This window comes from Limosilactobacillus mucosae, assembly GCF_013423865.1.
Taxonomy (GTDB): domain Bacteria; phylum Bacillota; class Bacilli; order Lactobacillales; family Lactobacillaceae; genus Limosilactobacillus; species Limosilactobacillus mucosae.
Window position 1 is genome coordinate 836,748 of record NZ_CP058954.1, and the last position, 25,645, is coordinate 862,392.

Here is a 25,645-nt window from a genome sequence, read left to right on the forward strand (position 1 = left end):
AGAATTTGAAAACTTATGGAAAAAGGATTGCAAGTGGCCATTGATGGTCCAGCCTCATCAGGAAAAAGCACGGTCGCAAAAATTATTGCCAAGCGGTTTGGCTACGTCTACTGCGATACCGGTGCCATGTATCGTTCGGTAACGTGGGCAGCATTGGAAAATGGAATTGACGTCAGCGATACCAAGCAGGTAATCGATCTGGCCCGCCGAATCAAGATCACGTTTGAGCCCGGTCAGCCTGATCAGCGTGTTTTCGTTGATGGTCATGAGGTCACTAAAGATATTCGAACAGAAAAGATCGCGGCCAACGTTTCAGCGGTTGCCGCCATTCCAGAAGTCCGCGCTCAAATGGTTGAACAGCAGCGGCAGATTGCTCAGGCTGGCGGGATCGTGATGGATGGTCGCGATATTGGCACGACGGTTTTGCCAGACGCTCAGGTCAAGGTGTTTTTGGTTGCCAGTGCTCATGAGCGAGCCCGGCGTCGCTATGAGGAAAATCTGCAAAAAGGTCTGGCAACGCAATCACTGGACGAGCTGGAAGCAGCCATCAAACTGCGTGATCAAAAAGATTCAACGCGCAAGGTCTCGCCACTGACCCAGGCTAAAGATGCGATTTTAATTGATACGACGAGCTTAACGATTGATCAGGTAGTTGATGAAATTAGCGCACTGATTAAAAAAAATCAGGACAATTAATTCTAAACACTGGTAAACTTGGTTCAACTCTAGTAAAATAGTGGCTAGAGTTGATTGTTGCAAGGAGGATTTTTTTTAATGGCTGAAAACGAAAACAAAGACGCGATGTTAGAAGCGCTCGACAGCATCAAAGAAGTTAAGGTTGGCGATGTTGTTAAGGGCAAGGTACTGCAAATTGATGATCGTCAAGCGATCGTTGGTATTGAAGACTCAGGTGTTGAAGGGGTTGTCCCGGCTAACCAACTGTCTTCCAAGCCCGTTGAAGACATCAACACGGTTGTGAAGGTCGGCGACGAACTGGACCTGGTTGTCATCTCCAAGATTGGCAGCGACAAGGAAAACGGCAGCTACCTGCTTTCACACCGGCGCTTGGAAGCCATGAAGGTATGGGACGATCTGGAAAAGAAATTCGAAGCTGGTGAAACGATCACGGCTAAGGTTACCCAAGCTGTTAAGGGTGGTCTGGTTGTAGATGCTGGCGTTCGTGGTTTCGTACCTGCCTCAATGATTACTGACCACTACGTTGAAGACTTGAACCAATTCAAGGGTCAAGAACTTGAATTCAAGATTGTTGAAATTGAACCAAGCGACAACCGCCTGATCCTTTCTCACAAGGAAATCGTTCAAGCTCAACACGAAGAAGCTGCTAAGAAGGTCTTCTCTGAACTGCAACCTGGCGACGTTGTCGAAGGTAAGGTAGCTCGGATGACTAACTTTGGTGCCTTCATCGACCTTGGCGGCGTAGACGGTCTGGTTCACGTTTCCGAAATTTCCTACGACCACGTTGACAAGCCATCTGACGTACTGGAAGTTGGCCAAGACGTTAAGGTTAAGGTTCTGAGCGTTGACCCAGAACGCGAACGGATTTCTCTGTCCATCAAGCAAACGCTGCCTGGACCATGGGATGACATTCAAGACAAGGCTCCAGTTGGTGCTGTCTTGACTGGTACTGTTAAGCGCCTGACCAGCTTTGGTGCTTTTGTTGAAGTATTCCCTGGCGTTGAAGGTTTGGTACACATTTCCCAAATCTCCCACAAGCACATCGCTACGCCAGCTGATGTTCTGAAGCCAGGTGAAGAAGTCAAGGTTAAGGTTCTGAACGTTGACCCTGAACACCAACGTCTTGGCTTGTCCATCAAGGCATTGGAAGAAAAGCCAGCTGGTTCTGACAACAACGAAGGCCACCGTGGCGGCAACCGTCGTCCTCGTCGTCGTAACAACGACTACAAGGCCAACATGCCAGAAGAAGAAAACGGCTTTACGCTGGGCGATCTGATCGGTGATGAACTGAAGAACGCTCGCAAGTAATTTAACATTGCGTTAAGAGCAAAGCTGGGATTTTTCCCAGCTTTGTTTTTTCATCAAGACTTTTTAGGCGCAAGTCGGAAAGTTTTATTTAAGAACAGATTAAATCTAATTAGAAAGAAGGTGCCGCTTTATGGCAAATCCAATCGTTGCCATCGTTGGACGCCCCAATGTTGGCAAGTCCACGCTGTTCAACCGGGTTGCCGGCGAACGAATCTCAATTGTTGAAGATACGCCAGGCGTTACGCGTGACCGTATCTATGCCCACGGCGAATGGCTGGGCAAGCATTTTAGCTTGATTGATACTGGTGGGATTGAAATGTCTGATCAGCCATTGTCAACTCAGATTCGCGAACAGGCTGAAGTAGCCATTGATGAAGCCGACGTAATCGTAATGGTCGTTGACGTGCGCAGTGGGGTTACTGATGCCGATGAGCAGGTTGCGCAGATTCTGTATCGTTCCGATAAGCCGGTCGTTTTGGCGGTTAATAAGGTTGACAATCCAGAACGACGCTCGGATGTCTATGACTTCTACTCGCTGGGTCTGGGCGAACCATACCCTGTTTCCAGTGTCCATGGCGTCGGGGTCGGGGATCTTTTGGATGCCGTCATCAAAAACTTCCCCGAAAATGCCGCTAATGAAGAAGATGACACGATTCATTTCAGCTTGATTGGCCGGCCCAACGTTGGCAAGTCCTCAATCGTCAATGCCATGCTGGGTGAAGACCGGGTAATCGTATCCAATATTGCTGGGACGACGCGTGATGCGATCGATACTCATTTTAAGGCTGATGGTCGTGAGTTTACGATGGTTGACACGGCTGGGATCAAGAAAAAAGGCAAGCTTTATGAAAATACCGAACGCTATGCTCTGATGCGCTCGATGCGGGCGATTGATGGCAGTGACGTGGTATTGGTCGTTTTAAACGCCGAAGAGGGCATTCGCGAGCTGGACAAGCATATTGCCGGCTACGCGCATGAGGCTGGTAAGGGGATCATTATCGTAGTCAACAAATGGGATACGATTCCAGATCGCGACCAGCGCACGATGACTGACTTTACCAATCTGATTCGCCAAGAGTTCCAGTATCTCAGCTACGCGCCGATTATCTTTGTCTCAGCCAAAACCCGCCAGCGGCTGATCAAGCTGCCAAAGATGATTGAAGAGGTCTATGATCACTGTCGTCGTCGGATTCAATCATCCGTGCTCAACGACGTCATTATGGATGCGATTGCGGCTAATCCAACGCCAAGCACGAATGGTCGCCGTCTGCGCGTCTATTATGCAACTCAGGTGGCAATTGAGCCGCCAACGTTCGTTATTTTTGTAAACGATCCCGACCTGATGCACTTCTCTTATGCCCGTTATTTAGAAAATCGGATTCGGCAGGCGTTTGATTTTTCAGGTACGCCGATTCATCTGATCAAACGGAAGCGAAAGTAGGCTGTGCCATAGGATCGACAGCGGTTTTTGTTCCTAAAACCAAACCGGACTAATCTTAGATGATGTTGGCTTTTATCAGCTTTTGGCAATTGGAAACGGCTAAATCAGCTAAATTTTAATGATAACGTTCGCAAATCGGCGTTTAATTGAAATTTCATTTAAAAAGTCCGTTAAACCGCTTGTCAGCGCGGTTTCACTATGCTAATCTAGTTTTTGAAATGATGCGTGAGCACGTTATTGTTTCGTTAATTTTGGACCACTCAAAATTAACTGATCCTATGACGAGGGAATTTCCATCGTCAATGGTGGGAGGTGAAACACATGGCAAACAAAGCACAACTGGTTAGCGACGTTGCTACGGCAACTGGTCTGACGAAGAAGGATGCTACGGCTGCTGTAGACGCTGTCTTCAGTTCCATCCAAGCATCTCTGGCCAAGGGTGAAAAGGTTCAATTAATCGGTTTTGGTAACTTTGAAGTACGGCAACGCGCCGCACGTAAAGGTCGCAACCCACAAACTGGACAAGAAATTGAAATCCCTGCAAGCAAGGTTCCAGCATTCAAGCCGGGCAAAGCTTTGAAGGACGCCGTTAAGTAATTAACGACGATAAAAAAATGAAGCGACGATCGTTTTTAACGGTCGTCGCTTTTCTTATCATGGATTTAAAATGACCACTATTTGGATTTGATAAAGCACTCAAAGTTGGTATCTCTGACTGATAGGACTTTATCACGAGTGCTGACGCTGTTTTATGTTAAACTAAAAAGGCATGATTAAATTAAGGGGGAAAATAGCGTGACCTTTTCCGAAAAATGTCTGCAGGCAATTGAAGATGGCAACATGGAAGAAGCCCAAAAAGAATTTGCCTGGGCGTTGCGCAAAGATGATGATGAGATTCTGTTCAATCTGGCGGAACAGCTATACGCGCTGGGCCTGATGCCGCAAGCCCGCCGCGCCTATCTGAAGCTGCTGGAGCGCTATCCGGATGAAGATGAGCTGCGAACCGCGCTGGCTGAGATTGCGATCGATAATGGTCATAACGATGAGGCATTGGCCTATCTGACGCAGATTGCGCCTGATTCGCCAGCTTATGTCCAGGCACTGCTGGTGGCGGCAGACCTTTACCAAACCGAGGGGCAGTTTGAGGTAACGGAAGCCAAGCTCAAACAAGCCTATCAAGCAACCCCAGAAGAGCCGGCCGTTTTGTTTGCCATGGGTGAGTTCTACTATCTGGTGGGTCAATTTGACAAAGCAGTGCCGTTTTATTTTGCACTGATTCAAACCGGTGCCGTAGAGTTTGCCAAGGTTGATATTGCGGCGCGCTTAGGAATGGCCTACGCACAAAGCGGTCATTATGAGCAGGCACTGGGCTATCTCAAACAGGTTGCACCAGCATATCAGACCAGCGACGTTCGTTTTCAAACCGGACTGACGCAGCTGGAATTGGGTGAATTCAAGGATGCCATTGAAACGCTGACTGATCTGATCAAAGACGATGACCAGTACGCCTCGGCTTATCCTGCCTTGGCGCGGGCCTATGAGCAGACGCAGCAGTATGAGGCCGGTCTGAAAGCCGTTCAAGAAGGTCTGGGCGTTGATCAGTACAATGAGAATCTTTTTGCATTGGCGGCAAGAATGGCCAGTCACGTTGGCGATTTTAAACTGATGCAAAAATATCTGCAGCAGGCTCATGAGCTGGATCCGGACAATTTGACGATTACTTTGGAATACAGCAATCTGCTGATCAAGCTGGGCGAGCACCAGGTCAATGTCAAGCTGCTGGCCCCATTGGTCAAGGCAGATGAAGTCGATCCCCAGCTGGATTGGAATCTGGCAGTCTCCTATCAGGCATTGGAAAAATACGACCTGGCCGAGCGGTTCTATCAGGCAGCGATGCCAAGCTATAATGAAAACGTTGATTTTTTAAAGAGTCTGATCAGCTTTTACCAAGAAACTGGGCAGCGTGACTTGATGATCGATGAAATGGAGCATTACGTACGGCTTAATCCCGCTGATACTGAAATGCAGGAGCGCCTGGATCAAGAAATGTTCTAAATAAAAAAGGTTCCGTATCATGCGGAACCTTTTTATTTTAGCTGCAGCAAGAGACGCTGATAATAGAGCAGGGACTGTGGATTTAATCTGAGTCGAGTCTGCAGCTCTTGGGGCGTGGCATCGCGATGCCGAGCAATCTCATAAAGAATATAGCTTTGATGCAGATACTTGGGAGCCAGCTTAAAGCCCAGGTAGTCCTCATCGGCTTTGAGGTATTTAAACAAACCGGCATTGCTGATCCAGGGATGCTCGCGGTTCAGCCGTTGCTTTAAAAAAATATCCTGGCAGTTCTGCAGCTGCTGGATCGGTGCGATATAGGCAGCAAAGGTCTTCATAAAATCTCGTTCGACGGCGTTTTTTGGTTGCAGGCTGCGCCATACGTCGCCAAATCCTGGCTGCAGAAACTCAGCAACCGTATAGCCGCGGCTGCTTAAAAACAAAACGGCGCGCGTGTAGAGCTGCAGCTGATCGTCGGCGAGAATGTCGTCCAGCTTGAGCAGCCATTTAGTGGAAAGATGCTGATTGGGCTTGGTTGCCTTGCCATGAATCGTCAGCGTGGGATAGTTGTCGATCAGCTGATGAGTAAACAAAAAGCGGAAATAGCGGCTGAGCTGAGAAAGCACCTTGTTAAAAGTCGCCAGGGTAATGTCCTGCTCGTCACGCAGCCAGTTCAGGTAGGCTCGGACATCGGTTTCCGTTACGTTGTTGGCACTGGGATCATGAGCATAGATCGGACGCTGATCCTCGAGATAGTTAAATAATTGACGCAGCGTGGCATCATAGGCATCAATGGTCATCTGCGCGCGGCCAATGGCTTTAAGCTCTCGATGAAAGGCAGTCTGGTAAGGATATTGATCCATAAAAAGATCCTTTCTGATTTATTTTAGGTAGTAATGATTTACCTTAACAATAACGCGAAACCTAACCGAAAGCAAGTATAACCGATTGCAGCTGCCGTTATAAACCAATCCGGGCTGTTGGGATTGATTTCAAGTCGACTGGGTCGAATCAATGTTCTTAGATAATAATTACTAGGGAGAGATTGATAAAGTTGGCTAAATTGCAGATCTCGTTTTCGAGTCCTGGAAAGTTTGCTAAAATGGTTAGGACTGGTTATGACAACCAAATCCACGAAACAAGGAAATGATATCCGTGAAAATCGAAAAACTGCCGGCCGTCTTTGAACCAGCACGGCCGATTCTGCAGCGAATTGAACAGGCTGGCTATGAGGCCTATTTTGTCGGCGGCTGCGTGCGCGATACGATTTTGGGCGATCCGATTCATGACATCGACATTGCCACCAGCGCCTATCCGGCCGAAATCAAGCAGATCTTTAATCGTACGGTTGATACTGGCATTGAGCATGGGACGGTCATGATATTAGATCATGGCGTTGGCTACGAAACGACCACTTTTCGAACTGAATCTGGCTACCAGGACTTTCGCCGTCCAGATTCGGTAACGTTTGTCCGCTCACTGGCAGAAGACTTAAAGCGGCGCGACTTTACGATCAATGCCCTGGCGTTGAAGGAAAACGGCGAGGTCATCGATTTGTTTGATGGGCTGGGCGACTTAAAGCGGCACTTGATCAAGGCGGTGGGTGAACCGGCTGAACGTTTTCATGAAGACGCGCTGCGGATGATGCGGGCCGTTCGTTTTGCCAGCAAGCTAAACTTTAAGATTGACGAACCAACCAAACAGGGCATCAAAGACAACGCGCCACTGCTGGAAAAGATTGCCGTGGAACGGATTCGGGTTGAATTTGAAAAACTGCTGTTAGGACAGAACCCCGTGGCCGGATTGACCGATCTGATTGAGACCGATCTTTACCGTTATTGTCCAAAGCTGGCTGATCAAAAGCCTGCTCTTGATCAGCTGCTGGACCTAAAGCCATGGCAGCTGAAAACAGAAGCTGAGGCCTGGGCGGTGCTGATGCTGGTCATGCAGCTGGATCATGCCCAGCGCAATGCCTTTTTAAAAGCTTGGAAGACTTCCAATGATTTGATCGGCGCCGTGCAGAAAATCGTTTTGGCAGCCGATGCGATTTTAAATGATCAGCTGACGCCAGCAATTCTGTTTGCTACTGGAGAAAAGCTTTTGATCAGTGCCAATCGAGTCGCGGCATTATTTGGTCAGTCGCAAGAAGAACTTGACCTGCGTGATCGCTACCAGGCACTGCCGATCAAAAGCGCCAAGGAACTGGCAGTCAATGGCGGCCAATTGATTAAGCTGGCGCACGTCAAACCGGGGCCGAAGATGGGCTGGATTCTGCATCAGCTTCAGCAGCAGGTCTTGGATCGCAAGCTGCCCAACGATCAAAACGCGTTATTAGCGGCAGCGGCACAATTAACAAAAGAGGATGGCAATGAAAACATTAAGAGCTGAAAATTTAACCAGTACGTATGGTGAAAAGACACTGTTTAAAGACGTTTCGTTCATTATCAACGAACAGGACCGCATTGGCTTGATCGGCACCAACGGCAGCGGCAAGACCTCGCTTTTAAACGTTATCAGTGGTGCGGTTAGTCCTGAGGCCGGCGAGATCATCAAACCCAGCGACTATTCGATTGGTTTTTTGAAACAGCAGCCGGACCTGGATGAAGAAAAAACGATCATGGATGCCGTGTTTGCTGGCGGGCAGCCAGTCTTTCAAACGATTCGGCAATATGAAAAAGCGTTGCTGGATTATAGCGCGCATCCTGAAGATTCCAGATTAAGCGATCGATTTATCAAGATGCAGGCTGCTATGGATCAAGAGGACGCCTGGGAAGCCGACAGCCGCGTCAAGACGATTTTAACGCAGCTGAAAATCAATGACGCCAACCAAAAAATCAAGGAGCTTTCCGGTGGTCAGCGCAAGCGGGTTGGCCTGGCCCAGGTTTTGATTCAAGAACCTGATCTGCTGATGCTGGATGAGCCAACCAATCATTTGGACATCGACTCGATCATGTGGCTGCAGGACTATCTGGCCAGCTATCGCGGGGCCGTGCTGGTCGTTACGCATGACCGCTACTTTTTGGATCAGGTTGCCAATCATATCTGGGAGCTGTCGTTTGGCAAGCTTTATCATTATGACGGCAACTATCAGGACTTCGTAGCCCAAAAAGCGACCCGGGTTGAACTGGCACAGGAAGGCGAGCGCAAGCGGCAGGCCCTTTACAAAAAAGAGCTGGCCTGGATGCGGCATGGAGCTAAGGCGCGCTCAACCAAACAAAAGGGCCGGATCAATCGTTTTAACGAACTCAAGGACAACCTGGGCAAGCTTAAAGTTGATGAGGACATCTCGATTGAACTGGGCTCGCAGCGACTGGGCAAAGACGTCATTGAAATGCAGCATGCCAATCTTAAGTATGACGATCATGAAATTTTAGACGACTTCAACTGGCTGGTGCAGGCCGGCGATCGAATCGGCATTACCGGCGAAAACGGTGCCGGCAAGACTTCGCTTTTAAATGTGATTGCTGGCCGCACCAAGCTTGATTCTGGCGTTTTGAAGATTGGCGAGACCGTTAAGCTGGGATATTACACGCAACAGACGGAAGGCATTGATGAAGACAAGCGTATGATCAGCTATCTGACTGAAGTAGCTGACAACGTGGTCGATAAAAACGGCAATCGGGTCAACGTTACGCAGCTGCTGGAGCGTTTCTTGTTTCCGCGATTTATGCATGGAACGCTGATTCGGAAGCTTTCTGGTGGTGAAAAGCGGCGACTGTATCTGTTAAAGATCTTGATGCAGCAGCCAAACGTCCTGCTTTTGGATGAGCCGACCAACGATTTGGACATTGGCACGCTGACGGTATTGGAAGACTATTTGGACGATTTCGCTGGAACGGTCATTACGGTTTCGCATGACCGCTACTTTTTGGACAAGGTGGCTGATAATCTGCTGATCTTCCGTGGTCAAGGCAAGATTGAGCGCTACCGCGGCTACTACACTGAATATCTCAAAAAGGCCCAAGCTGATGCACAGGCGGCTCAGGCAGCTAAATCCGCGGCCAAGGCAGCCGCCAAGAAAACGGCCGCCCCTGCTAAAACGGCCAACACTGCCAAGGTAAAGACCAAGCTGACCTATGCCGAAAAACTGGAATGGGATCACATTGACGAAGAAATCGATCAGCTGGACACACGCCAAAAGCAGATTGAAGAAGAAATGGCAGTTAATGGCGATAACTACGCCAAACTGGCGGAACTGCAAAAAGAACTGAATGGGGTTCAAAAAGCTTTGGCAGAAAAAACCGCACGCTGGGAATACCTCAGCGAGTTTGTGGATGAATAGGCGGTTCTAATCAAGAGCCAGTCAGCCGACGATATGTTAGAATGGAACTTATTTGAACAGCGAAAGGAAGATTAGACATGGCAATCAATGACAATGAACAGCAGTATCTGGATCTGGCCCGCTACGTATTAGAGCATGGGCACGAAAAGAGCGATCGGACGGGGACGGGAACGCGCTCGGTTTTCGGCTATCAGATGCATTTTGATCTCAACGCCGGTTTTCCGATTCTAACCACCAAATTTGTGCCATTTGGATTGGTCAAAAGCGAGCTGCTGTGGTTTTTGCGCGGCGATACCAACATTCGCTTCCTGCTGCAGCACAAGAATCATATCTGGGATGAATGGGCTTTTAAAAAATGGGTGGAAAGTCCAGAATACCAAGGCCCTGATATGACGGATTTTGGTCACCGCTGGCTTAAGGATCCCGAATTTAAAAAGGTCTATCTTGAAGAAAAAAAGGCCTTTTGCGATCGCATCTTGAATGATGATGAGTTTGCGCAAAAATATGGCGATCTGGGGCTGGTCTATGGCTCACAATGGCGGCACTGGAAAACCAGCGATGGCCACTACATTGATCAGATTGCCAAAGTCATCGAACAGATCAAGACCACGCCAGATTCACGCCGGATGATCGTTTCGGCCTGGAATCCAGAAGACGTGGACAGCATGGCACTGCCGCCTTGCCACACGATGTTTCAATTCTACGTCAATGATGGCAAGCTGAGCTGTCAGCTGTATCAGCGCAGTGCCGATATTTTCTTAGGCGTGCCATTCAATATCGCCAGCTATGCGCTTTTGACGCACATGATTGCCAAGGAGTGCGGCCTGGGCGTGGGCGAGTTCGTGCATACTTTAGGAGATGCGCACATCTACAGCAATCACATTGAGCAGATTAAAGAACAGCTTTCACGGACGCCGCATCCAGCACCAAAACTGATTCTGCCGGCCGATCCAAAACCAGTTGATCAGTATGAAATGGAAGACATTAAGCTGGAAAACTATGAGCACGAGGCCGGGATCAAGGCCCCAGTTGCCGTTTAAGGGGTGTTTTTATGAATCAGCTGGACTTTATCTGGGCGCAGGATCCAGACGGCTATATCGGCAAAAACGGCACTATGCCATGGCATCTGCCTGCCGATTTGAAGCATTTTAAAGCCGTGACGCTCAATCATCCGGTAATTATGGGTGCCAATACGTTCAAGTCGATCGGCCGGCCGCTGCCGAAGCGCGAAAATATCGTCTTGACGCATCAAAAACTAGACGATGCCAAGATTACGGTGGTACACAGTGTCGAAGAGCTAAAGGAGCTGCTAGCGGATCGTTTGGCTGGCCAGCGCTGTTTTGTCATTGGCGGAGCACAGATCTATCAAACGCTGCTGCCATTAGCTGGCGACCTTTATCGGACGGTGGTTGAACGGCGCTTTGGCGGCGATACCAAAATGCCGGCCATTGACTATCGGGGATGGCGTTTGGCAGATGTGGAGAAAATAAAAAGCGATCAGCCGGATGTTCCCGACTGTCGCTTTGAGCATTGGATTAAAGATTAGACGTAAAACAAGATTGAAAAGTAGATGAATGCCGTACCGACCATGACGAAAAGATGCCAGATCAGATGCGTGTAACGGGTTGGCATGCTGTAGAGCAGGGCGCCCAGCGTATAGGTGATGCCTCCCGCCAGCAGCAGGCCAAAGCCAACTGGTCCCAAGGCGTGCCAAAGCGGCCAGAATGCCAGTACGCACATCCAGCCCATGATCACGTAGAAAATCGTCGACCATTTGCTCTTTTTTTGAAACCAGATGCTTTTATAGATGATGCCGGAAATCGCCATGGCCCAGATAATGCCAAACAGCGTCCAGCCCTGCCAGCCTTTAATGGCCACCAGACAGTACGGCGTGTAGCTGGCGGCAATGACCAGGTAGATCATATCGTGGTCCAGAATCTGAAAGACCCGTCTAGCACGAGTAAAGATCAGCGAGTGAAACAGTGTTGAGGCTAAAAAGAACAGGACTAAAGCCGCGCCATAGATTGAAAAAGTAACGATGCGCATGGGGCTGCCGGTATGTACCGCCCGCACGATCAAGATCACCAATCCGGCAATGGCCAGGGCCGCGCCAACACCGTGAGTAATGGCATTGGCGATTTCGATTAAAAGAGTTTGGCGACGTGAGGTTGAGTTTTTCATATGCAAGCTGAATACTCCTTTCATAAAAGTGCTCGGCAATGAAATCAGCCGTTATTTCTGCTATACTAAAGTTAATTATCAAGGCAGTTTGCATGCCCGGCAGACTAAGTTTATAATGTATTTAGTCTTTAAAATAATGTATCTAGTTTACGATACTAGATACATTATATCAAACTTGATCAGGAAGTGGGTAATTTCCATGTCAAAGATTAAAATTGTGGCTGACTCTTCAGCTGGCCTTACCGATGAAGAAATTAAAAAATATGATATTACGATCGTACCACTGTCAGTAATGATTGACGGGACGGTTTATGTTGAACGCGAAACGATCACCAACGATCAGTTCCCAATGATGATGAAAAATGCCAAGTCGCTGCCGAAAACCTCGCAGCCGCCAATTGGCAAGTTCGTTGATGCCTTTGATCAGGCGGGGGCAGATGGCAGCGAGGTTCTGTGCGTGACGATGATGGCATCGATCAGTGGCACGGTTCATGCTGCTGAACAGGCTGCCAACTTAACCAAGACCAAGGTAACGGTATACGACTGCCAGTCAACTGACCGCGGCATGGCCTTTCAAATCATTGAAGCCGCCAAGGTGATTGCAGACGGCGGAACGGTTGATGACGCAATTGCCAAGATGAAGGACGTTTTGCAAAAGAGCAAGCTGTATCTGGCAATCGATAATCTCGACAACCTGGTAGCGGGTGGTCGAATCAGCAAGTTTGCCGGTGCGCTGTCTCGGTTTATGAACATCAAGGTTATGTTGCAGGTTTATGATGGCGAGATCCACGTAGCTTCCAAGGGTCGCGGCATGAAAGCGATCCATAAGGAATGGGATAAGATCTTAGATGAGATGGCCAATGGTCCTAAGGTTTTGGGTGTTGGCATCTCGCATGTTGAAGGCATGAGTGAAGTTGAGCGGCTTAAAGAAAGGGTTCAGGCTATCTGTCCAGAGCTGCCGATCGTCGTTCGCGAAACAGTGCCGATTATTGCAACGCATACGGGCTTGGGTGCCTGTTGCCTGCTTTATTATACTGAATAGTCAGCAAGTCTGATGCCAGATCGCATCGGACTTTTTTATTGCTGAATATGTATAAAAAATGAATAAAAATTATTAAACCATTAAAGTAAAATGATTTAATTTATTTAAATAAAAGGGAATATCGGCAGTGATAAACGTTAAAATAGCCGAAATCCAGTAGTTTTAACCTTAAAAAAAGCATTTCTTTGATTAATATGTAAGCGCTTGATTTTGAAACAATAAACAGAAATTTAGAAAATATGCTTGACAAACGTATAGCTATCCATTAAATTAAATAACAATCTATATGTCCTTTAAATTTAGTCCCGTGAGGCTAGCAAGGCAGCATCGTTTAAATTTGGTCGACGTTTTGGTCGCGCTTTTAAACAATATGTTGGAGCACTGGTTCACGAGTCGTGGAGCAGTGCTTTTTTATTGGACAAATTTTGTAAGGAGTTTGGCGAAATGAAAGAATTTTATGATGCGATGGCCATGAAACGCGCCTTAACGCGAATCACCTACGAAATTGTCGAAAGCAACAAAGGAACCCAGGATTTGGTCCTGATCGGTATTAAGACGCGCGGAGTCTATCTGGCGCGTCGCATTGCTGATCAGCTGCAGAAACTGGAAAACGTTGCGGTACCAGTTGGTGAGCTGGACGTTACCAACTATCGCGACGATCGACGACCAGACACCGCTAAGGAAAATCTAAGGCTGGGCGTTGACATCAATGATAAGCGCGTGGTGTTGGTCGATGACGTGTTCTTTACCGGCCGGACGATTCGGGCAGCCATGGATGCAATTATGGATCAAGGGCGGCCCAAGCGCGTCCAGGTTGCGGTTTTGGTTGATCGTGGTCATCGTGAGCTGCCGATTCGGCCTGATTTTGTCGGCAAAAACATTCCAACGTCCATGCAGGAACGAGTAAAGGTCAACGTCAGCGAGACTGATGGACAAGACAGCGTCGTTTTGATCAAGCAGGGTGAATTGGCACAGGCCTGATTGAGTGAGATTGTTTAGAAAAGGGAGATTGCAATGAAACGTTATTTGATTATGGAGGATGGCTCGATCTATGAGGGCGAGGGCTTTGGTGCCGATGTGCAGACCACTGGCGAAGTCGTCTTTACTACGGGGATGACCGGTTATCAAGAGGCCATTACCGACCAGTCGTATGCCAATCAGATCCTGGTGTTTACCAACCCGCTGATCGGCAATTACGGTGTCACGCTGGATGATTTTGAATCACTGCAGCCGCAGATCAAAGGCGTCATCTGTCGACAGGTGGCGCGGATTCCTAGCAACTGGCGCATGCAGGACACGTTGCCTGGCTTTTTAGAAAAAATGAACATTCCAGGCCTGCAGGGAATCGATACGCGTGAGCTGGTTCGCAAGCTGCGTCATTTTGGCACGCTGCGCGGACGAATTGCCGATTCAATCACCGATGCTGACAGCGTGGTTAAAGAATTAAAGCGTCAAAATCCAACTAAAGGCATCATCAGTCAGGTCTCAACCAAGACGCTCTATCCTAATCCGGGAACCAAGCGCAATATCGTAGTAGTTGATTTTGGCGCCAAGCACAGTATTCTGCGGGAACTGGCCAAACGAGACTGCAATACGATCGTGGTGCCATATTCAACAACGGCTCAAGAAATCTTGAATCTGCATCCAGATGGTGTTTTGCTTTCCAATGGTCCCGGCAATCCCGAAGAAATGACGGCCGCAGCTGAAATGGTGGCTGAGATTGAGAAACACCTGCCAGTATTTGGCATCTGCATGGGTCATCAGATTTTTGCCTTGGCTAACGGGGCCAGCACCTACAAGATGAAATTTGGTCATCGTGGATTTAATCATCCGGTCAGAGACATTGCATCCGGTCAGATCGTCTTTACCTCACAAAATCATGGCTACGCGGTTGATCCCGCTTCAGTTGATAAAGAAAAACTGATGATCACGCATGTCGAGATCAATGATGGGACGGTTGAAGGTTTGCGTCATCGTCAATATCCGGCCTTTTCGGTTCAGTTCCACCCGGATGCCGCGCCGGGTCCGCATGATGCCGATGGTTTGTTTGATGACTTTATCAGCATGGTAGATCAACGAAAGGAAGCACGCACCAATGCCTAAACGGACAGATATTCATAAAATTTTGGTAATCGGCTCGGGGCCAATTATTATTGGTCAGGCCGCGGAATTCGATTATTCAGGAACTCAAGCCTGCATGGCCCTGCGCGAGGAAGGCTATGAAACGGTGCTGGTCAATTCCAATCCCGCCACGATCATGACGGACACGGAAATTGCCGATCACGTCTATATTGAGCCATTAACGGTCGAATCGGTATCACGAATTATTCGCCAGGAATATCCAGATGCAATTCTGCCGACGCTGGGTGGGCAGATTGGCTTAAACCTGGCCGTAGCACTTGGCAAGACCGGTATCTTAGATGAACTTAACATCCAGATGCTGGGCACTAAGCTGGCTTCAATTGATGAGGCTGAGGACCGTGAAAAATTCAAAGAGCTGATGCAGCGCTTAAACGAACCGGTACCTGCTTCCAAGACAGTGGGCACGGTTGTAGAAGCGCTTGAGTTTGCTCATGAGATCGGCTATCCGGTGATCGTGCGGCCGGCCTTTACAATGGGTGGTACTGGCGGCGGCATGTGTCATAATGATGACGAGCTAAAAGCGATTGCTGCTAATGGTCTGGATCTTTCGCCGGCAACTCAGTGTCTGATCGAAAAATCAATTGCTGGCTATAAGGAGATTGAGTTTGAGGTGATGCGTGACGCAGCGGACAACGCCATGGTAGTCTGCTGTATGGAAAACTTTGATCCGGTCGGTATTCATACGGGTGACTCAATCGTTTTTGCTCCATGCCAGACGCTTTCTGATCGTGAATATCAGATGCTGCGTGACTGCGCGCTCAAACTGATTCGGGCGCTCAAGATCGAAGGTGGCTGCAACGTGCAATTAGCCCTTGATCCTAACAGCTATCAATATAACGTGATCGAAGTCAATCCGCGGGTTTCGCGTTCTTCAGCATTGGCTTCCAAGGCAACGGGTTATCCAATCGCCAAGATGGCAGCCAAGATCGCGGTGGGGTTGACCTTAGATGAGATCAAGAACCCGGTTACTGGGACGACGTTTGCCGAATTTGAACCGGCACTGGACTATGTAGTCTGCAAGATTCCGCGTTGGCCATTTGACAAGTTCACGCATGCTGATCGTCGTCTGGGCAGTCAGATGAAGGCAACCGGTGAAGTTATGGCAATCGGCCGCAACTGTGAGGAGGCCGTTCAAAAAGCCGTTCGCTCCCTGGAAATCGATCAAAAGGACCTGTTTTCAAAGGAGGCGCAGTCCGCATCTGATACTGAGCTGGAAGATAAGCTGGTGCACGTTCAAGACGATCGAATCTTTTATCTGGCTGAGGCGCTGCGGCGTGGCTACAGCCTAGCAGACCTGCATGAGCTGACTAAGATTACCGTCTACTTTTTGGATATCTTAAAACATATCGTGGAACTGGAAGATCAGATCAAGGCCAGCCCTAAAGACGCCGCCGTGTTAAAACTGGCTAAGCAGTACGGCTTTTCTGATCCAACGATTGCCGACCTCTGGCAGACTGATGCCGACAGCGTCCGTCAGCTGCGGCTGCAAAACGGCATCGTACCAGTCTATAAGATGGTTGATACCTGCGCGGCTGAATTTGAGTCGCAGACACCATATTTCTACAGTACGTATGATCATGAAAATGAAAGCATCAAAAGCGCGCGGCCGTCTGTCTTGGTTATCGGCTCGGGTCCGATTCGAATTGGTCAGGGGGTAGAGTTTGACTATGCTACCGTCCACAGCGTCAAGGCGATTCAACGACTGGGCTATGAGGCGATCGTCATGAATTCCAATCCCGAAACGGTTTCAACTGACTTTTCGGTTTCTGACAAGCTTTATTTTGAACCGTTGACACTGGAAGACGTGCTGAATGTGATCGATCTGGAGCAGCCAATGGGCGTGATCGTTCAATTTGGCGGTCAGACAGCGATCAATCTGGCTGCGGGCTTGGCTGAGCATGGCGTCAAGATTCTGGGGACCACGGTTAAGGATCTGGATGCGGCCGAGGACCGGGAAGTCTTTGATCAAGTCATCAAGGATCTGCAGCTCAAGCAGCCGATTGGGTTAACGGCCACGACTGGAGTAGGCGTCTTAAAAGCGGCCAAGGAGATCGGCTACCCAGTTCTGGTACGGCCAAGCTACGTTTTAGGCGGTAAGGCAATGGAGATCGTCTACAATGAAAAAGAACTGCATGAATATCTCAGCCAAAACGCGCCAGCCGCTGAAGATCACCCGATTTTAGTCGATGCCTACCTGGAAGGGCGTGAATGTGAGGTTGATGCCATCTGTGACGGCAAAGAGGTTCTTTTGCCGGGGATCATGGAGCATATCGAACGCGCCGGCGTGCACTCTGGCGACTCAATGGCCGTCTATCCGCCACAAAGCTTTGATGACGATATTAAGCAGCAGATCGTGGCCGCTACCAAGAAGCTTTGCGTAGCTTTGAAGTGCGTGGGCATCATGAATATTCAATTTATTATTCATAACCACGAGGCCTACGTCTTGGAAGTCAATCCACGGGCCAGCCGGACGGTACCGTTTTTGAGCAAGATTACGGGAATTGAAATGGCTCAGGTAGCAACCCGCGTAATCCTGGGCGAGTCATTGGCCAGTCAAGGATATCAAGATGGTCTCTACCCCGAGTCAAAGACCATTCATGTTAAGGCACCAGTCTTTAGTTTCAACAAGCTGGATGACGTTGACAGCTACTTGGGACCTGAGATGAAATCTACCGGCGAGGTCATGGGCAGCGACTACACGTTTGAAAAGGCACTCTATAAAGCATTTGAAGGTGCCAAGATGCATCTGCCGGACTATGGCAATGTTTTACTGACGATTGAGGACCGTGATAAAGAGACGATTTTGCCACTGGCCAAGCGCTTTGCCAAGATTGGCTATCGGATTTTGGCTACGGATGGCACGGCAGACTTCTTGAAGCAAAACGGTCTGCACGTTACGACGGTTGGCAAGCTGCATGAAGAGGACACCAAGCGGGCCAACATTCTGGACGTCTTAAAGAACAATGACGTGGATCTGGTTATCAATACCATGGAACATGACTATGAAAAGGCTTCGGATGGCTTTGTGATTCGGCAGACGGCAATTGAGCACAATATCCCGCTTTTGACGGCGCTTGATACGGTCAATGCCCTGTTGAAGGCTTTGGAGAGTCGTTCATTTGCTACGCAGGCACTTTAGGCTCAATCATTAAATTTATTAAGCAGAATCGACTGCCCGTGGTGGTGGTCGGTTTTTATTTTTGAAAAATTTCCGAGCTGATATTAAAAGCGATCCAGCGTAACGGGACGCTATCAATAGCCTAAGATTAAAGTCAGATGATTCGAATCGTGCTGTTTTTAACGACTGAACGGGTTGACTTAAAGTACGCTTTAAGGATTAAGCTGTACCTAAGTCGATGTATCCGGTTGCTGAAATCGTAAGGAGGAATTTTGGATGAAAACGGCAATTTTTGCTGAACCCGGTAAAATGGTGATTAAAGAGGCTGCCAAGCCAACCTTGCAGGCCGATGATGACGTAATTATTCGCGTGATTCGGACCTGTGCCTGCGGTTCAGATCTATGGGCCTACTCAGCAGGTGATCAAAAAGCCAACGACTCAGTTAACAGCGGTCACGAAGCGCTTGGGATCGTTGAAGAGGTCGGCAGTGCGATTACAACGGTCAAGCCAGGTGATTTTGTTATTGCTCCATTCACGCATGGCTGTGGACATTGTGCTGCCTGTCTGGCCGGCTATGATGGCACCTGCGACGAGCGCGTTCTTTATGATAACTGGAGCGAGGGTTTTCAATCCGAATATATTTGCTTTAAGCATGGCAACTGGGCTTTGATTAAGATTCCTGGTCAGCCAGAAGACTATAGCGAAGGCATGATGAAGTCGTTTATGACGTTGGCCGACGTGATGGCAACTGGCTATCATGCCGCACGAACGGCTGAGGTTAAGCATGGCGATCGTGTTGTTGTCGTTGGTGACGGCGCGGTTGGTCAATGTGCCGTAATTGCTGCTAAAATGATGGGAGCCTCGCAGGTCGTTATCATGAGTCGTCATGAGGATCGGCAAAAACTGGCCCAGGAATTTGGCGCGACGGCGTATGTTGCTGAACGTGGCGATGAAGGAGTAAAAAAGGTCAAGGAGCTGCTTGGCGGTGGTGCTGACGCGGCATTAGACTGTGTCGGTACAGAAGCTTCAATCAATCAGTGTCTGGCAGTAGTTCACAATGGCGCTCACGTCAGTCGAATCGGCGTGCCGCACAGCAATGTCGATCCATTCACGCTGTTTGCCCACAATATTGCAATGGCTGGTGGTTCGGCAAGTGTGACGACCTATGATAAAAACGTGCTTTTAAAGGCGGTCTTGGATGGGCAGATCAATCCAGGCAAAGTGTTTACCAAAACCTACACGCTGGATCAGATCAACGAAGCCTATCGTGATATGGCTGACCGTAAGACGATCAAATCCTACATTGTAATTGAGTAACCCAAATAGTCGCAAAAAAATCGTCCTGTCTGAAGCAAGGCAGGGCGATTTTTTGACTAAAAATAATGCATAAATTCTTAATTTACATATAGTAAGATGAGGGCATTTAAGAAATTTTAGCGACTGACGGATTGTTGATCAGACCGTAAGAAAGTTTGATATACTGGTTACTGATGGTCAGACTGATTGATCTGTTCGTGCAGAGCTTGATTGGCCAGCTGGTGGGCGCCTTGATTTTCTTTTTCGGGGACCCACTGGACTACGACGGTTTTAAAACCGTCCATGCTGGTTAACAGCTCGTTCAGCTCGTTTTCATAATGGCGCGCATGCTCTTTGCCCACAGCGTCGCTCAGCAGGCGGCTGTCGGTATAAAACAGCACGGTTTCTTGATTGGAAAAATGTTTTTTTAAATAGGCAAAGCCTTCAATCGCCGCGGCAAATTCGCCTTGATGATTAGAAGCCCGCGGCAAAAAAGCTTTAAGCTGCTGCTGCTGGCCGTCTTTGACAACCAGCATTCCCAGTCCGGTGGGGCCAGGATTGCCTTTGGTGGCAGCATCGGTATATAGTTTGATCATTTGATTACCTCATTGACATTAGGAAGTGATATTTTGGAAGAAGAAAAACGCTACTTTTACCAGCCGGATCTAACCTCGGCAATCATTCAATGGTGCTGGATGCTTTTGATTGGCATTGCCGGTGTCGTGGTCTGGCTGGAGATTACCCATTTTAACTGGATTACGGCATTGCTTTTAGCGCTTTTTATTATTTTAGCAGTTTTGGCGATTGGCCGGCGCACGGTTTTGGTAACGCCGACCAAAATGGTATTTGATCGTATGCTGCAGAATCGTTTTTTGGTCATTCCGCTTAAAGATATTCGCCAGCCTCGCTTTACCAAGCATACCATGACGATCACGGTTAATGGCGAGGTCATGACCTTTTCATTTTCCGCGCGCTCAATCGACTCTTTAAAGATTACGCTGGGTAATGCAGTAAAAAATGAACATGAATAAAACAGAAAAGAATCAATTGAAAAAACAATCGCTGCTGCCATGGTCTTTGATTTTAAGCGTTGGTCTGATCATTGTCGATCAAATCGTCAAGCACTGGGTAACCAGCAATATCCCGTTAAATAGTAGCCGAACGTTCATTCCGGGACTGCTGGATCTGGATAATTTGCATAATACCGGGGCAGCTTGGAGCATGTTGGAAGGGCGGCAGTGGTTTTTTGCGGTCGTAACGGTAACTGCAATTATCGTGGTAGCTTATCTGATGTGGAAAAATCGCCGCTCTGCCTGGATAATGACAGGACTTTCGCTGATTATGGCTGGTGCAGTCGGTAATTTTATCGACCGGCTCAGTCAAGGATACGTGGTCGATATGTTTGCCCTAAGAAACGTCAATTTTCCAGTATTTAACGTTGCCGATGCCTGTTTAACGGTTGGCGTGTTTATCATGCTGATCGTAGTTTTGAAAGAGGATGATCACAAATGAACTCAGAACGCCAAATCAAGATTGATACTGATCTGACCGGCCGCATTGACAAGGTTTTGGGCCATTTTCTAAGTGATGTTTCCCGCTCGCAGCTGCAGAAATGGATTGAGGATGGTCACGTTACCGTTAATGGGCAGTCCGTTAAAACCAAGTACAAGCTTCAAGTGGGCGATATGGTGCGCATCATACCTGAAGAACCGCAAACCATTGATCTGGAACCAGAAAACATTCCCTTGGATATCGTTTATGAGGATGATGATGTGATCGTCGTCAATAAACCGGCCGGAATGGTAGTGCATCCCGCGCCTGGGCATCCCAGTCATACGCTAGTCAACGCACTGTTGTATCATTCGCCGCTGTCGACGATCAATGGTGAGTTTCGGCCAGGAATCGTCCACCGCATCGATAAGGATACCTCGGGCCTGTTGATGGTGGCCAAAAATGATCTGGCACACCGCAGTCTGGCCGCGCAGCTGAAGTCCAAGACCAACCAGCGTGAGTACGTCGCCTTGGTGCATGGCGTGATCAAAGAGGAACAGGGAACGATTGATGCGCCGCTGGGTCGTTCCAAAAAAGACCGCAAGAAACAGGCAGTTGTCTTGGATGGCCGTCATGCCGTAACGCATTTTAAAGTACTGAAGCGTTATCAGCACTATACGCTGGTCAAATGTCGGCTGGAGACTGGACGAACACATCAGATTCGCGTTCATATGGCCTATATCGGGCATCCCTTGGCTGGCGATCCACTGTATGGGCCACGCAAAACCCTGGCTGGACCGGGACAGTATCTGCATGCTGGTCTGTTGGGCTTTCGGCACCCCCGCAGCGGTCAAGAGATGACGTTTACCGCGCCGCTGCCGGACTACTTTACCAAGATGCTTGAACATTTGGACAAAACCGACCGCCGTGATGAATAGTTTTGAGACGGCTTAAAAAGTGAGATGAGATTGGATGACAGCAAGATATTTGATATTTGAGGATGGCTCCATCTTTGAGGGTGAGGGATTTGGCGCGCCTGCCGTAACTTTTGGCGAGATGGTTTTTAATACCAGTATGACGGGATATCAAGAAATCATTACCAACCAAATCTACCATAATCAAATTGTCGTTTTTACCAACCCCAATATTGGCAATTATGGAATTCAGCGCAATATCTATGAATCAATCGTACCTTCAATCAAAGGCGTCATCTGCCGTAATTTGGCACCCTTAAAGGAACGGCGTCATGGAACGACTCTGGATCAGTATTTAAAGCAGATGAATATTCCTGGGGTTACCAACGTTGACACGCGGGCCATCGTGCGGCACCTGCGAAAGGTTGGCCAGCCAATGAAGGGCAGTATCGTTCCAGTCCCTGATGATCATGCGTTTGATCAGCTGCACGCTACCGTTTTGACCAATCAGCAGGTTGCTCAGGTTGCCACGCCAAAGCCATTTCCCAATCCAGATATTGGCCGCAGCGTGGTCGTGATTGACTTTGGCCTTAAAAACGGGATCTTAAGGGAGCTTTCGCGGCGTAAGTGCAATGTTACCGTGCTGCCATATACGGCCAGCGTTGATGATATTTTGCGATTGGATCCGGATGGCGTAGTGCTCTCCAGCGGCCCAGGAAACCCTGAATCATTGAAACGATCAGTCTTGGAAATGATTCGGCAGGTTGAGGCTAAGGTCCCTATGTTTGCCATTGGACTGGGGCACGAGCTGTTTGCCTTAGCGAATGGGTGTAAGGTTGAGCGTTTGGCAACCGAGCATCATGGCATGAATCATCCAATCCGAGAGATCATCACCGATCACATTGTTTTTGCCTTTCAAGGTGAGGGTTATGTGATTCGGCGCAACTCAGTCGATCGTTCGCAGCTTTTTATTACCTATGTCGACATGCTTGATGGCACGGTTCAAGGACTGCGGCATCGTCACTATCCGGCTTTTTCGGTGCAGTTCTTCCCTGATGGCGCGCCTGGTCCGGATGAAACCAACAATCTTTTTGATGAATTCATGGACATTATGAAGCAGCGTGAGGAGGGATAGCGATGAAAAAGGTTCTTCTGATTGGGGCCGGCGCCGACAGCATTGAGCATGGCGATGAGCTTGATGCCGCGGCTTTTCAGGTTGCCAGCGTCTTAAAAGAGCAGGGCTGGGAGACGATCCTCATTGATGACAATCCATTTTCTTTTACCTTGGATTGTCCGGATGCCATCGATCATGCCTGCATCAAGTCACTGACGGTTGAAAATGTCGTTGCCACGATCAAGCAGTATCATCCTGATGCAATCCTGCCAACGTTGGGCGGTCGGCGTGCGTTTGAGCTGATTCAGGCAGTCAGCGAGACCGGCATTCTGCAGGCCGATGACATTGAGCTTTTGGGAGTACCTGAAGCTACGATTCGTCAGATCAACAACCCAATGCTGCTCGGCAAGACGCTGCATAATCTCAACGTGCCTACCAAGGCCATCTCTAAAGTCGATAATTACGTTGATGCACTGGAGATGGTCCAACGGGTCGGCTATCCGATTATCGTGCGCTCTGTATTACCCAAAGGAGCGGGCTGGCGTTCGCTGGTACATGATCAAGATGAGCTTAAGCGGGCCGTGGCAACTGGTCTCAGACAGTCACGCTCGGGTCAGATTACAGTTCAGCAGAGCCTGGCTGGGTTTAAGGAAATCGAGATCGTAGTTTTAAGAGACGGCTTTGGGACGATGATGCAGCTGGCCTGCGTCGAAGATATCGATCCGATTGGCATTCATGCTGGCGATTCAATTGCAGTACTTCCGGCCCAGACGCTGCTTGACCGCGAGATTCAAGACATGCGCGATACGGCATTTGCCATAACGCGCAAACTGCGGATCGTCGGCGTCAATCACGTTCAATTTGCGCTTGATCAAGCTAACGGAAAATTCTACGTGATCAAAAACAATCCTTATTTTGACCGCTTAACGGCTTTTGCGGCAACAGCAACCGGCTATGCCCTGCAGGTCGTCTGTGGCGAATTATATGCCGGCAAGACGCTGCGTGACGTTCATCTTGACCACGGCTACTATAAGCACGCGGCCGTGACGGAACCGGTTATGGATCACGTTGCCGTCCGGATGCCAGTCTGGCCGTTTGCCGAACTGCCCGATGCAGATCGGCAGCTTGGCACGCGCAAGAAGTCAACGGGGACGATGATTGGCGTTGGTCGCAGTCTGACTGAAGCCATGTTTAAGGCAATCAGTGACTTTCCAAGAATAGAGCAGGATTCACGCCTGGCAAAACAGGATCAGCTTTCCGATGATGAGCTGGTGCAGCTTTTGATCCATCCGCATGCCGGTCGTCTGTTTACGCTGTTGGCAGCTTTGCAGCGCGGCTACACTGATGATGAGCTGACCGAGCTGACTAAGATCGATGCCTATTACTTTGCCTGTCTGCGTCAGATGCAGGCGATTGAAGATGCGCTCAAGGGCCATCCTGGCGATGCAGAGCTGTTGGTCAAGGCCAAATACTGCGGCATGAGCGATGAAAGCATTGCTAAGATCTGGCAATGGCCAACGACTAAGGTGGTAGCAATGCGAGACGAGCATGTCATTCACCGAACCTTTAAGGAGCTGGAGCCTTCTGCGGGCGAATTTGATCAGCACACTAACGTTTTTTATTCCACGTATGAAATGGAGGATGAGGCCAATCCAAGCCCTTCGCCAACCGCAGTCGTTGTAGGCACGGGACCATTGCGGCTGGGCAACGGAACTTCCTGTGACTATTTTGTTGCCAACACGCTGCGTGAATTGCGCGACCATGGCTACCAGACCGTCATCATCAATGACAATCCCAGCTCGGTAACCTTGGCGCCGATGCTGGCTCGCAAGCGCTATCTGGAGCCGCTGCAGTCAGAAAACATTCGTGCGGTTTTGGACGTTGAGCATCCGGAAGTCGTATTGATTCCGGCTAGTCGTCATGAATTGATCGACCAGCTGGGACCAATTGCCAAAAACATCCAGATTGCCGAGATTCCTGAAGATCAGCGCCCAACTTCATTAACGGTCGGTGAGCCGCTGGACAGTTTTAACGCACTGTTTGACGGTCAGCTCATCTATCCGCTGGGCATTACGGCAGATCTGCAGTCAACCGATGATCTGAGCTATCAGCCGACTGCGCAGCGTTTTCCGGCCCGCTTGACGCCGCATGATTTTGCTTTGCTGGAAAAGCAAGGTGGTCAGGCTATTAGTGAGCAGAAGGCACCAGGACTTTATCAAGTTGTTTTTGTACGTCGTTTCGATGGTACCTTTAAGCAGCTTTTGGTTCAGCATATGCCATTGCCGGAAATTGCCTTTTTGTCGAAGGTCTTAAAGTTGAATCTGCCGGGAATTACGGTACGCATGGCATTGGGCCGGCTGGATGGCGATGCCTTAAATGAAGCGCTGGTTCCTAAAGGCGAAACCAAAATGGCAGTCTATCGGGCAGTCTTTCCGTTCAAGTCGCTGCATCTTGTTCATGAAAAGCCAACTATCAACCGAGTTTTGGGTGGTCAGATGCAGTTTTTGAGTGATGATGATTTTGAATAGCAACTAAAAGAACCGGGCAGGTCAAGATGTCTGGTTCTTT

The 25,645-nt window shown here is 48.9% G+C and carries 22 protein-coding genes; 19 read left to right on the forward strand and 3 right to left on the reverse strand.

Translation table 11 applies throughout. The annotated features are described in order from the left end of the window. Window positions 1-15: 15 nt before the first annotated feature. The 5 genes from cmk to H0G69_RS04050 all read left to right on the forward strand — a co-directional run bounded on the left by cmk (window position 16) and on the right by H0G69_RS04050 (window position 5,500). A complete protein-coding gene (cmk, locus tag H0G69_RS04030; protein WP_033934756.1) occupies window positions 16-696 on the forward strand; it encodes a (d)CMP kinase in 681 nt (226 codons plus the stop codon). 78 nt (window positions 697-774) lie between these two features. After that, window positions 775-2,004, forward strand: a complete 1,230-nt coding sequence (rpsA, locus tag H0G69_RS04035) for a 30S ribosomal protein S1 (protein WP_033934755.1) — start codon at window positions 775-777, stop codon at window positions 2,002-2,004. A 130-nt stretch (window positions 2,005-2,134) separates the two neighbouring features. Next, the gene (der, locus tag H0G69_RS04040; protein WP_180305240.1) at window positions 2,135-3,445 is read left to right on the forward strand and encodes a ribosome biogenesis GTPase Der; all 1,311 of its coding nucleotides are present in this window, start codon (window positions 2,135-2,137) and stop codon (window positions 3,443-3,445) included. 321 nt (window positions 3,446-3,766) lie between these two features. Beyond that, window positions 3,767-4,042: a non-specific DNA-binding protein Hbs gene (locus H0G69_RS04045; protein ID WP_033934753.1), complete on the forward strand. Its 276-nt coding sequence runs from the start codon at window positions 3,767-3,769 to the stop codon at window positions 4,040-4,042. Window positions 4,043-4,240: 198 nt separating this feature from the next. After that, complete coding sequence (locus H0G69_RS04050; protein WP_180305241.1) at window positions 4,241-5,500, forward strand: tetratricopeptide repeat protein; 1,260 nt, start codon at window positions 4,241-4,243, stop codon at window positions 5,498-5,500. A 32-nt stretch (window positions 5,501-5,532) separates the two neighbouring features. Here the strand turns inward: H0G69_RS04050 and H0G69_RS04055 are convergent, their stop codons facing one another. After that, on the reverse strand, window positions 5,533-6,360 hold the full coding sequence (locus H0G69_RS04055) for a site-specific integrase (RefSeq protein ID WP_180305242.1): 828 nt from the start codon (window positions 6,358-6,360) through the stop codon (window positions 5,533-5,535). 292 nt (window positions 6,361-6,652) lie between these two features. Here H0G69_RS04055 and H0G69_RS04060 point away from each other — a divergent pair, with 292 nt between their 5' ends. The 4 genes from H0G69_RS04060 to H0G69_RS04075 all read left to right on the forward strand — a co-directional run bounded on the left by H0G69_RS04060 (window position 6,653) and on the right by H0G69_RS04075 (window position 11,325). Further along, window positions 6,653-7,885, forward strand: coding sequence for a CCA tRNA nucleotidyltransferase (locus tag H0G69_RS04060; RefSeq protein WP_180305243.1), 1,233 nt, complete (start codon window positions 6,653-6,655; stop codon window positions 7,883-7,885). After that, a complete protein-coding gene (locus tag H0G69_RS04065; protein WP_180305244.1) occupies window positions 7,866-9,779 on the forward strand; it encodes an ABC-F family ATP-binding cassette domain-containing protein in 1,914 nt (637 codons plus the stop codon). The genes H0G69_RS04060 and H0G69_RS04065 overlap by 20 nt, the downstream gene beginning before the upstream one ends. A 77-nt stretch (window positions 9,780-9,856) precedes the next feature. Continuing rightward, the gene (locus tag H0G69_RS04070) at window positions 9,857-10,819 is read left to right on the forward strand and encodes a thymidylate synthase (RefSeq protein WP_180305245.1); all 963 of its coding nucleotides are present in this window, start codon (window positions 9,857-9,859) and stop codon (window positions 10,817-10,819) included. A gap of 11 nt (window positions 10,820-10,830) precedes the next feature. Then, a complete protein-coding gene (locus H0G69_RS04075) occupies window positions 10,831-11,325 on the forward strand; it encodes a dihydrofolate reductase (RefSeq protein WP_180305246.1) in 495 nt (164 codons plus the stop codon). Here H0G69_RS04075 and trhA read toward each other — a convergent pair. Further along, window positions 11,322-11,960 (reverse strand): PAQR family membrane homeostasis protein TrhA, encoded by a 639-nt coding sequence (trhA, locus tag H0G69_RS04080; RefSeq protein ID WP_180305391.1) that lies wholly within the window; start codon window positions 11,958-11,960, stop codon window positions 11,322-11,324. The genes H0G69_RS04075 and trhA overlap by 4 nt on opposite strands. A gap of 199 nt (window positions 11,961-12,159) precedes the next feature. Here trhA and H0G69_RS04085 point away from each other — a divergent pair, with 199 nt between their 5' ends. The 5 genes from H0G69_RS04085 to H0G69_RS04105 all read left to right on the forward strand — a co-directional run bounded on the left by H0G69_RS04085 (window position 12,160) and on the right by H0G69_RS04105 (window position 19,579). Further along, entirely contained in the window at window positions 12,160-13,002 is an 843-nt protein-coding gene (locus tag H0G69_RS04085) for a DegV family protein (protein WP_180305247.1), read from the forward strand. Between the two features lie 444 nt (window positions 13,003-13,446). After that, window positions 13,447-13,983: a bifunctional pyr operon transcriptional regulator/uracil phosphoribosyltransferase PyrR gene (pyrR, locus tag H0G69_RS04090; RefSeq protein WP_034540882.1), complete on the forward strand. Its 537-nt coding sequence runs from the start codon at window positions 13,447-13,449 to the stop codon at window positions 13,981-13,983. Between the two features lie 33 nt (window positions 13,984-14,016). Then, complete coding sequence (locus tag H0G69_RS04095) at window positions 14,017-15,105, forward strand: carbamoyl phosphate synthase small subunit (RefSeq protein ID WP_033934743.1); 1,089 nt, start codon at window positions 14,017-14,019, stop codon at window positions 15,103-15,105. Continuing rightward, entirely contained in the window at window positions 15,098-18,283 is a 3,186-nt protein-coding gene (gene carB, locus H0G69_RS04100; RefSeq protein ID WP_180305248.1) for a carbamoyl-phosphate synthase large subunit, read from the forward strand. The genes H0G69_RS04095 and carB overlap by 8 nt, the downstream gene beginning before the upstream one ends. A 255-nt stretch (window positions 18,284-18,538) precedes the next feature. After that, window positions 18,539-19,579, forward strand: coding sequence for a zinc-binding dehydrogenase (locus H0G69_RS04105; RefSeq protein WP_180305249.1), 1,041 nt, complete (start codon window positions 18,539-18,541; stop codon window positions 19,577-19,579). A 167-nt stretch (window positions 19,580-19,746) separates the two neighbouring features. On the opposite strand, the gene H0G69_RS04110 is transcribed toward H0G69_RS04105, so the two are convergent. Further along, window positions 19,747-20,154, reverse strand: a complete 408-nt coding sequence (locus H0G69_RS04110; protein ID WP_180305250.1) for a ribonuclease HI family protein — start codon at window positions 20,152-20,154, stop codon at window positions 19,747-19,749. 33 nt (window positions 20,155-20,187) lie between these two features. Here H0G69_RS04110 and H0G69_RS04115 point away from each other — a divergent pair, with 33 nt between their 5' ends. Genes H0G69_RS04115 through H0G69_RS04135 form a run of 5 tightly spaced genes read left to right on the forward strand, consistent with a single transcriptional unit; the run spans window position 20,188 to window position 25,605 of the window. Then, complete coding sequence (locus tag H0G69_RS04115) at window positions 20,188-20,589, forward strand: EbsA family protein (RefSeq protein WP_034540880.1); 402 nt, start codon at window positions 20,188-20,190, stop codon at window positions 20,587-20,589. After that, complete coding sequence (gene lspA / locus H0G69_RS04120; RefSeq protein ID WP_180305251.1) at window positions 20,582-21,070, forward strand: signal peptidase II; 489 nt, start codon at window positions 20,582-20,584, stop codon at window positions 21,068-21,070. Before H0G69_RS04115 ends, lspA begins: the two co-directional genes overlap by 8 nt. Further along, a complete protein-coding gene (locus tag H0G69_RS04125; RefSeq protein ID WP_180305252.1) occupies window positions 21,067-21,987 on the forward strand; it encodes an RluA family pseudouridine synthase in 921 nt (306 codons plus the stop codon). Before lspA ends, H0G69_RS04125 begins: the two co-directional genes overlap by 4 nt. 34 nt (window positions 21,988-22,021) lie before the next feature. Further along, a complete protein-coding gene (locus H0G69_RS04130) occupies window positions 22,022-23,098 on the forward strand; it encodes a carbamoyl phosphate synthase small subunit (RefSeq protein ID WP_180305253.1) in 1,077 nt (358 codons plus the stop codon). 2 nt (window positions 23,099-23,100) lie between these two features. Next, a complete protein-coding gene (locus tag H0G69_RS04135; RefSeq protein WP_180305254.1) occupies window positions 23,101-25,605 on the forward strand; it encodes a carbamoyl phosphate synthase preATP-grasp domain-containing protein in 2,505 nt (834 codons plus the stop codon). Window positions 25,606-25,645 lie beyond the last annotated feature (40 nt).

Coding starts and splice junctions, on each gene's coding strand:
- pyrR (WP_034540882.1), top strand. CDS start 13,447: ATGAAAGAATTTTATGATGCGATGGCCATGAAACGCGCCTTAACGCGA.
- H0G69_RS04105 (WP_180305249.1), top strand. CDS start 18,539: ATGAAAACGGCAATTTTTGCTGAACCCGGTAAAATGGTGATTAAAGAG.
- trhA (WP_180305391.1), bottom strand. CDS start 11,960: ATGAAAAACTCAACCTCACGTCGCCAAACTCTTTTAATCGAAATCGCC.
- H0G69_RS04045 (WP_033934753.1), top strand. CDS start 3,767: ATGGCAAACAAAGCACAACTGGTTAGCGACGTTGCTACGGCAACTGGT.
- H0G69_RS04110 (WP_180305250.1), bottom strand. CDS start 20,154: ATGATCAAACTATATACCGATGCTGCCACCAAAGGCAATCCTGGCCCC.
- H0G69_RS04135 (WP_180305254.1), top strand. CDS start 23,101: ATGAAAAAGGTTCTTCTGATTGGGGCCGGCGCCGACAGCATTGAGCAT.
- H0G69_RS04075 (WP_180305246.1), top strand. CDS start 10,831: ATGAATCAGCTGGACTTTATCTGGGCGCAGGATCCAGACGGCTATATC.
- H0G69_RS04085 (WP_180305247.1), top strand. CDS start 12,160: ATGTCAAAGATTAAAATTGTGGCTGACTCTTCAGCTGGCCTTACCGAT.
- H0G69_RS04130 (WP_180305253.1), top strand. CDS start 22,022: ATGACAGCAAGATATTTGATATTTGAGGATGGCTCCATCTTTGAGGGT.
- carB (WP_180305248.1), top strand. CDS start 15,098: ATGCCTAAACGGACAGATATTCATAAAATTTTGGTAATCGGCTCGGGG.
- der (WP_180305240.1), top strand. CDS start 2,135: ATGGCAAATCCAATCGTTGCCATCGTTGGACGCCCCAATGTTGGCAAG.
- cmk (WP_033934756.1), top strand. CDS start 16: ATGGAAAAAGGATTGCAAGTGGCCATTGATGGTCCAGCCTCATCAGGA.
- rpsA (WP_033934755.1), top strand. CDS start 775: ATGGCTGAAAACGAAAACAAAGACGCGATGTTAGAAGCGCTCGACAGC.
- H0G69_RS04095 (WP_033934743.1), top strand. CDS start 14,017: ATGAAACGTTATTTGATTATGGAGGATGGCTCGATCTATGAGGGCGAG.
- lspA (WP_180305251.1), top strand. CDS start 20,582: ATGAATAAAACAGAAAAGAATCAATTGAAAAAACAATCGCTGCTGCCA.
- H0G69_RS04055 (WP_180305242.1), bottom strand. CDS start 6,360: ATGGATCAATATCCTTACCAGACTGCCTTTCATCGAGAGCTTAAAGCC.
- H0G69_RS04070 (WP_180305245.1), top strand. CDS start 9,857: ATGGCAATCAATGACAATGAACAGCAGTATCTGGATCTGGCCCGCTAC.
- H0G69_RS04065 (WP_180305244.1), top strand. CDS start 7,866: ATGAAAACATTAAGAGCTGAAAATTTAACCAGTACGTATGGTGAAAAG.
- H0G69_RS04125 (WP_180305252.1), top strand. CDS start 21,067: ATGAACTCAGAACGCCAAATCAAGATTGATACTGATCTGACCGGCCGC.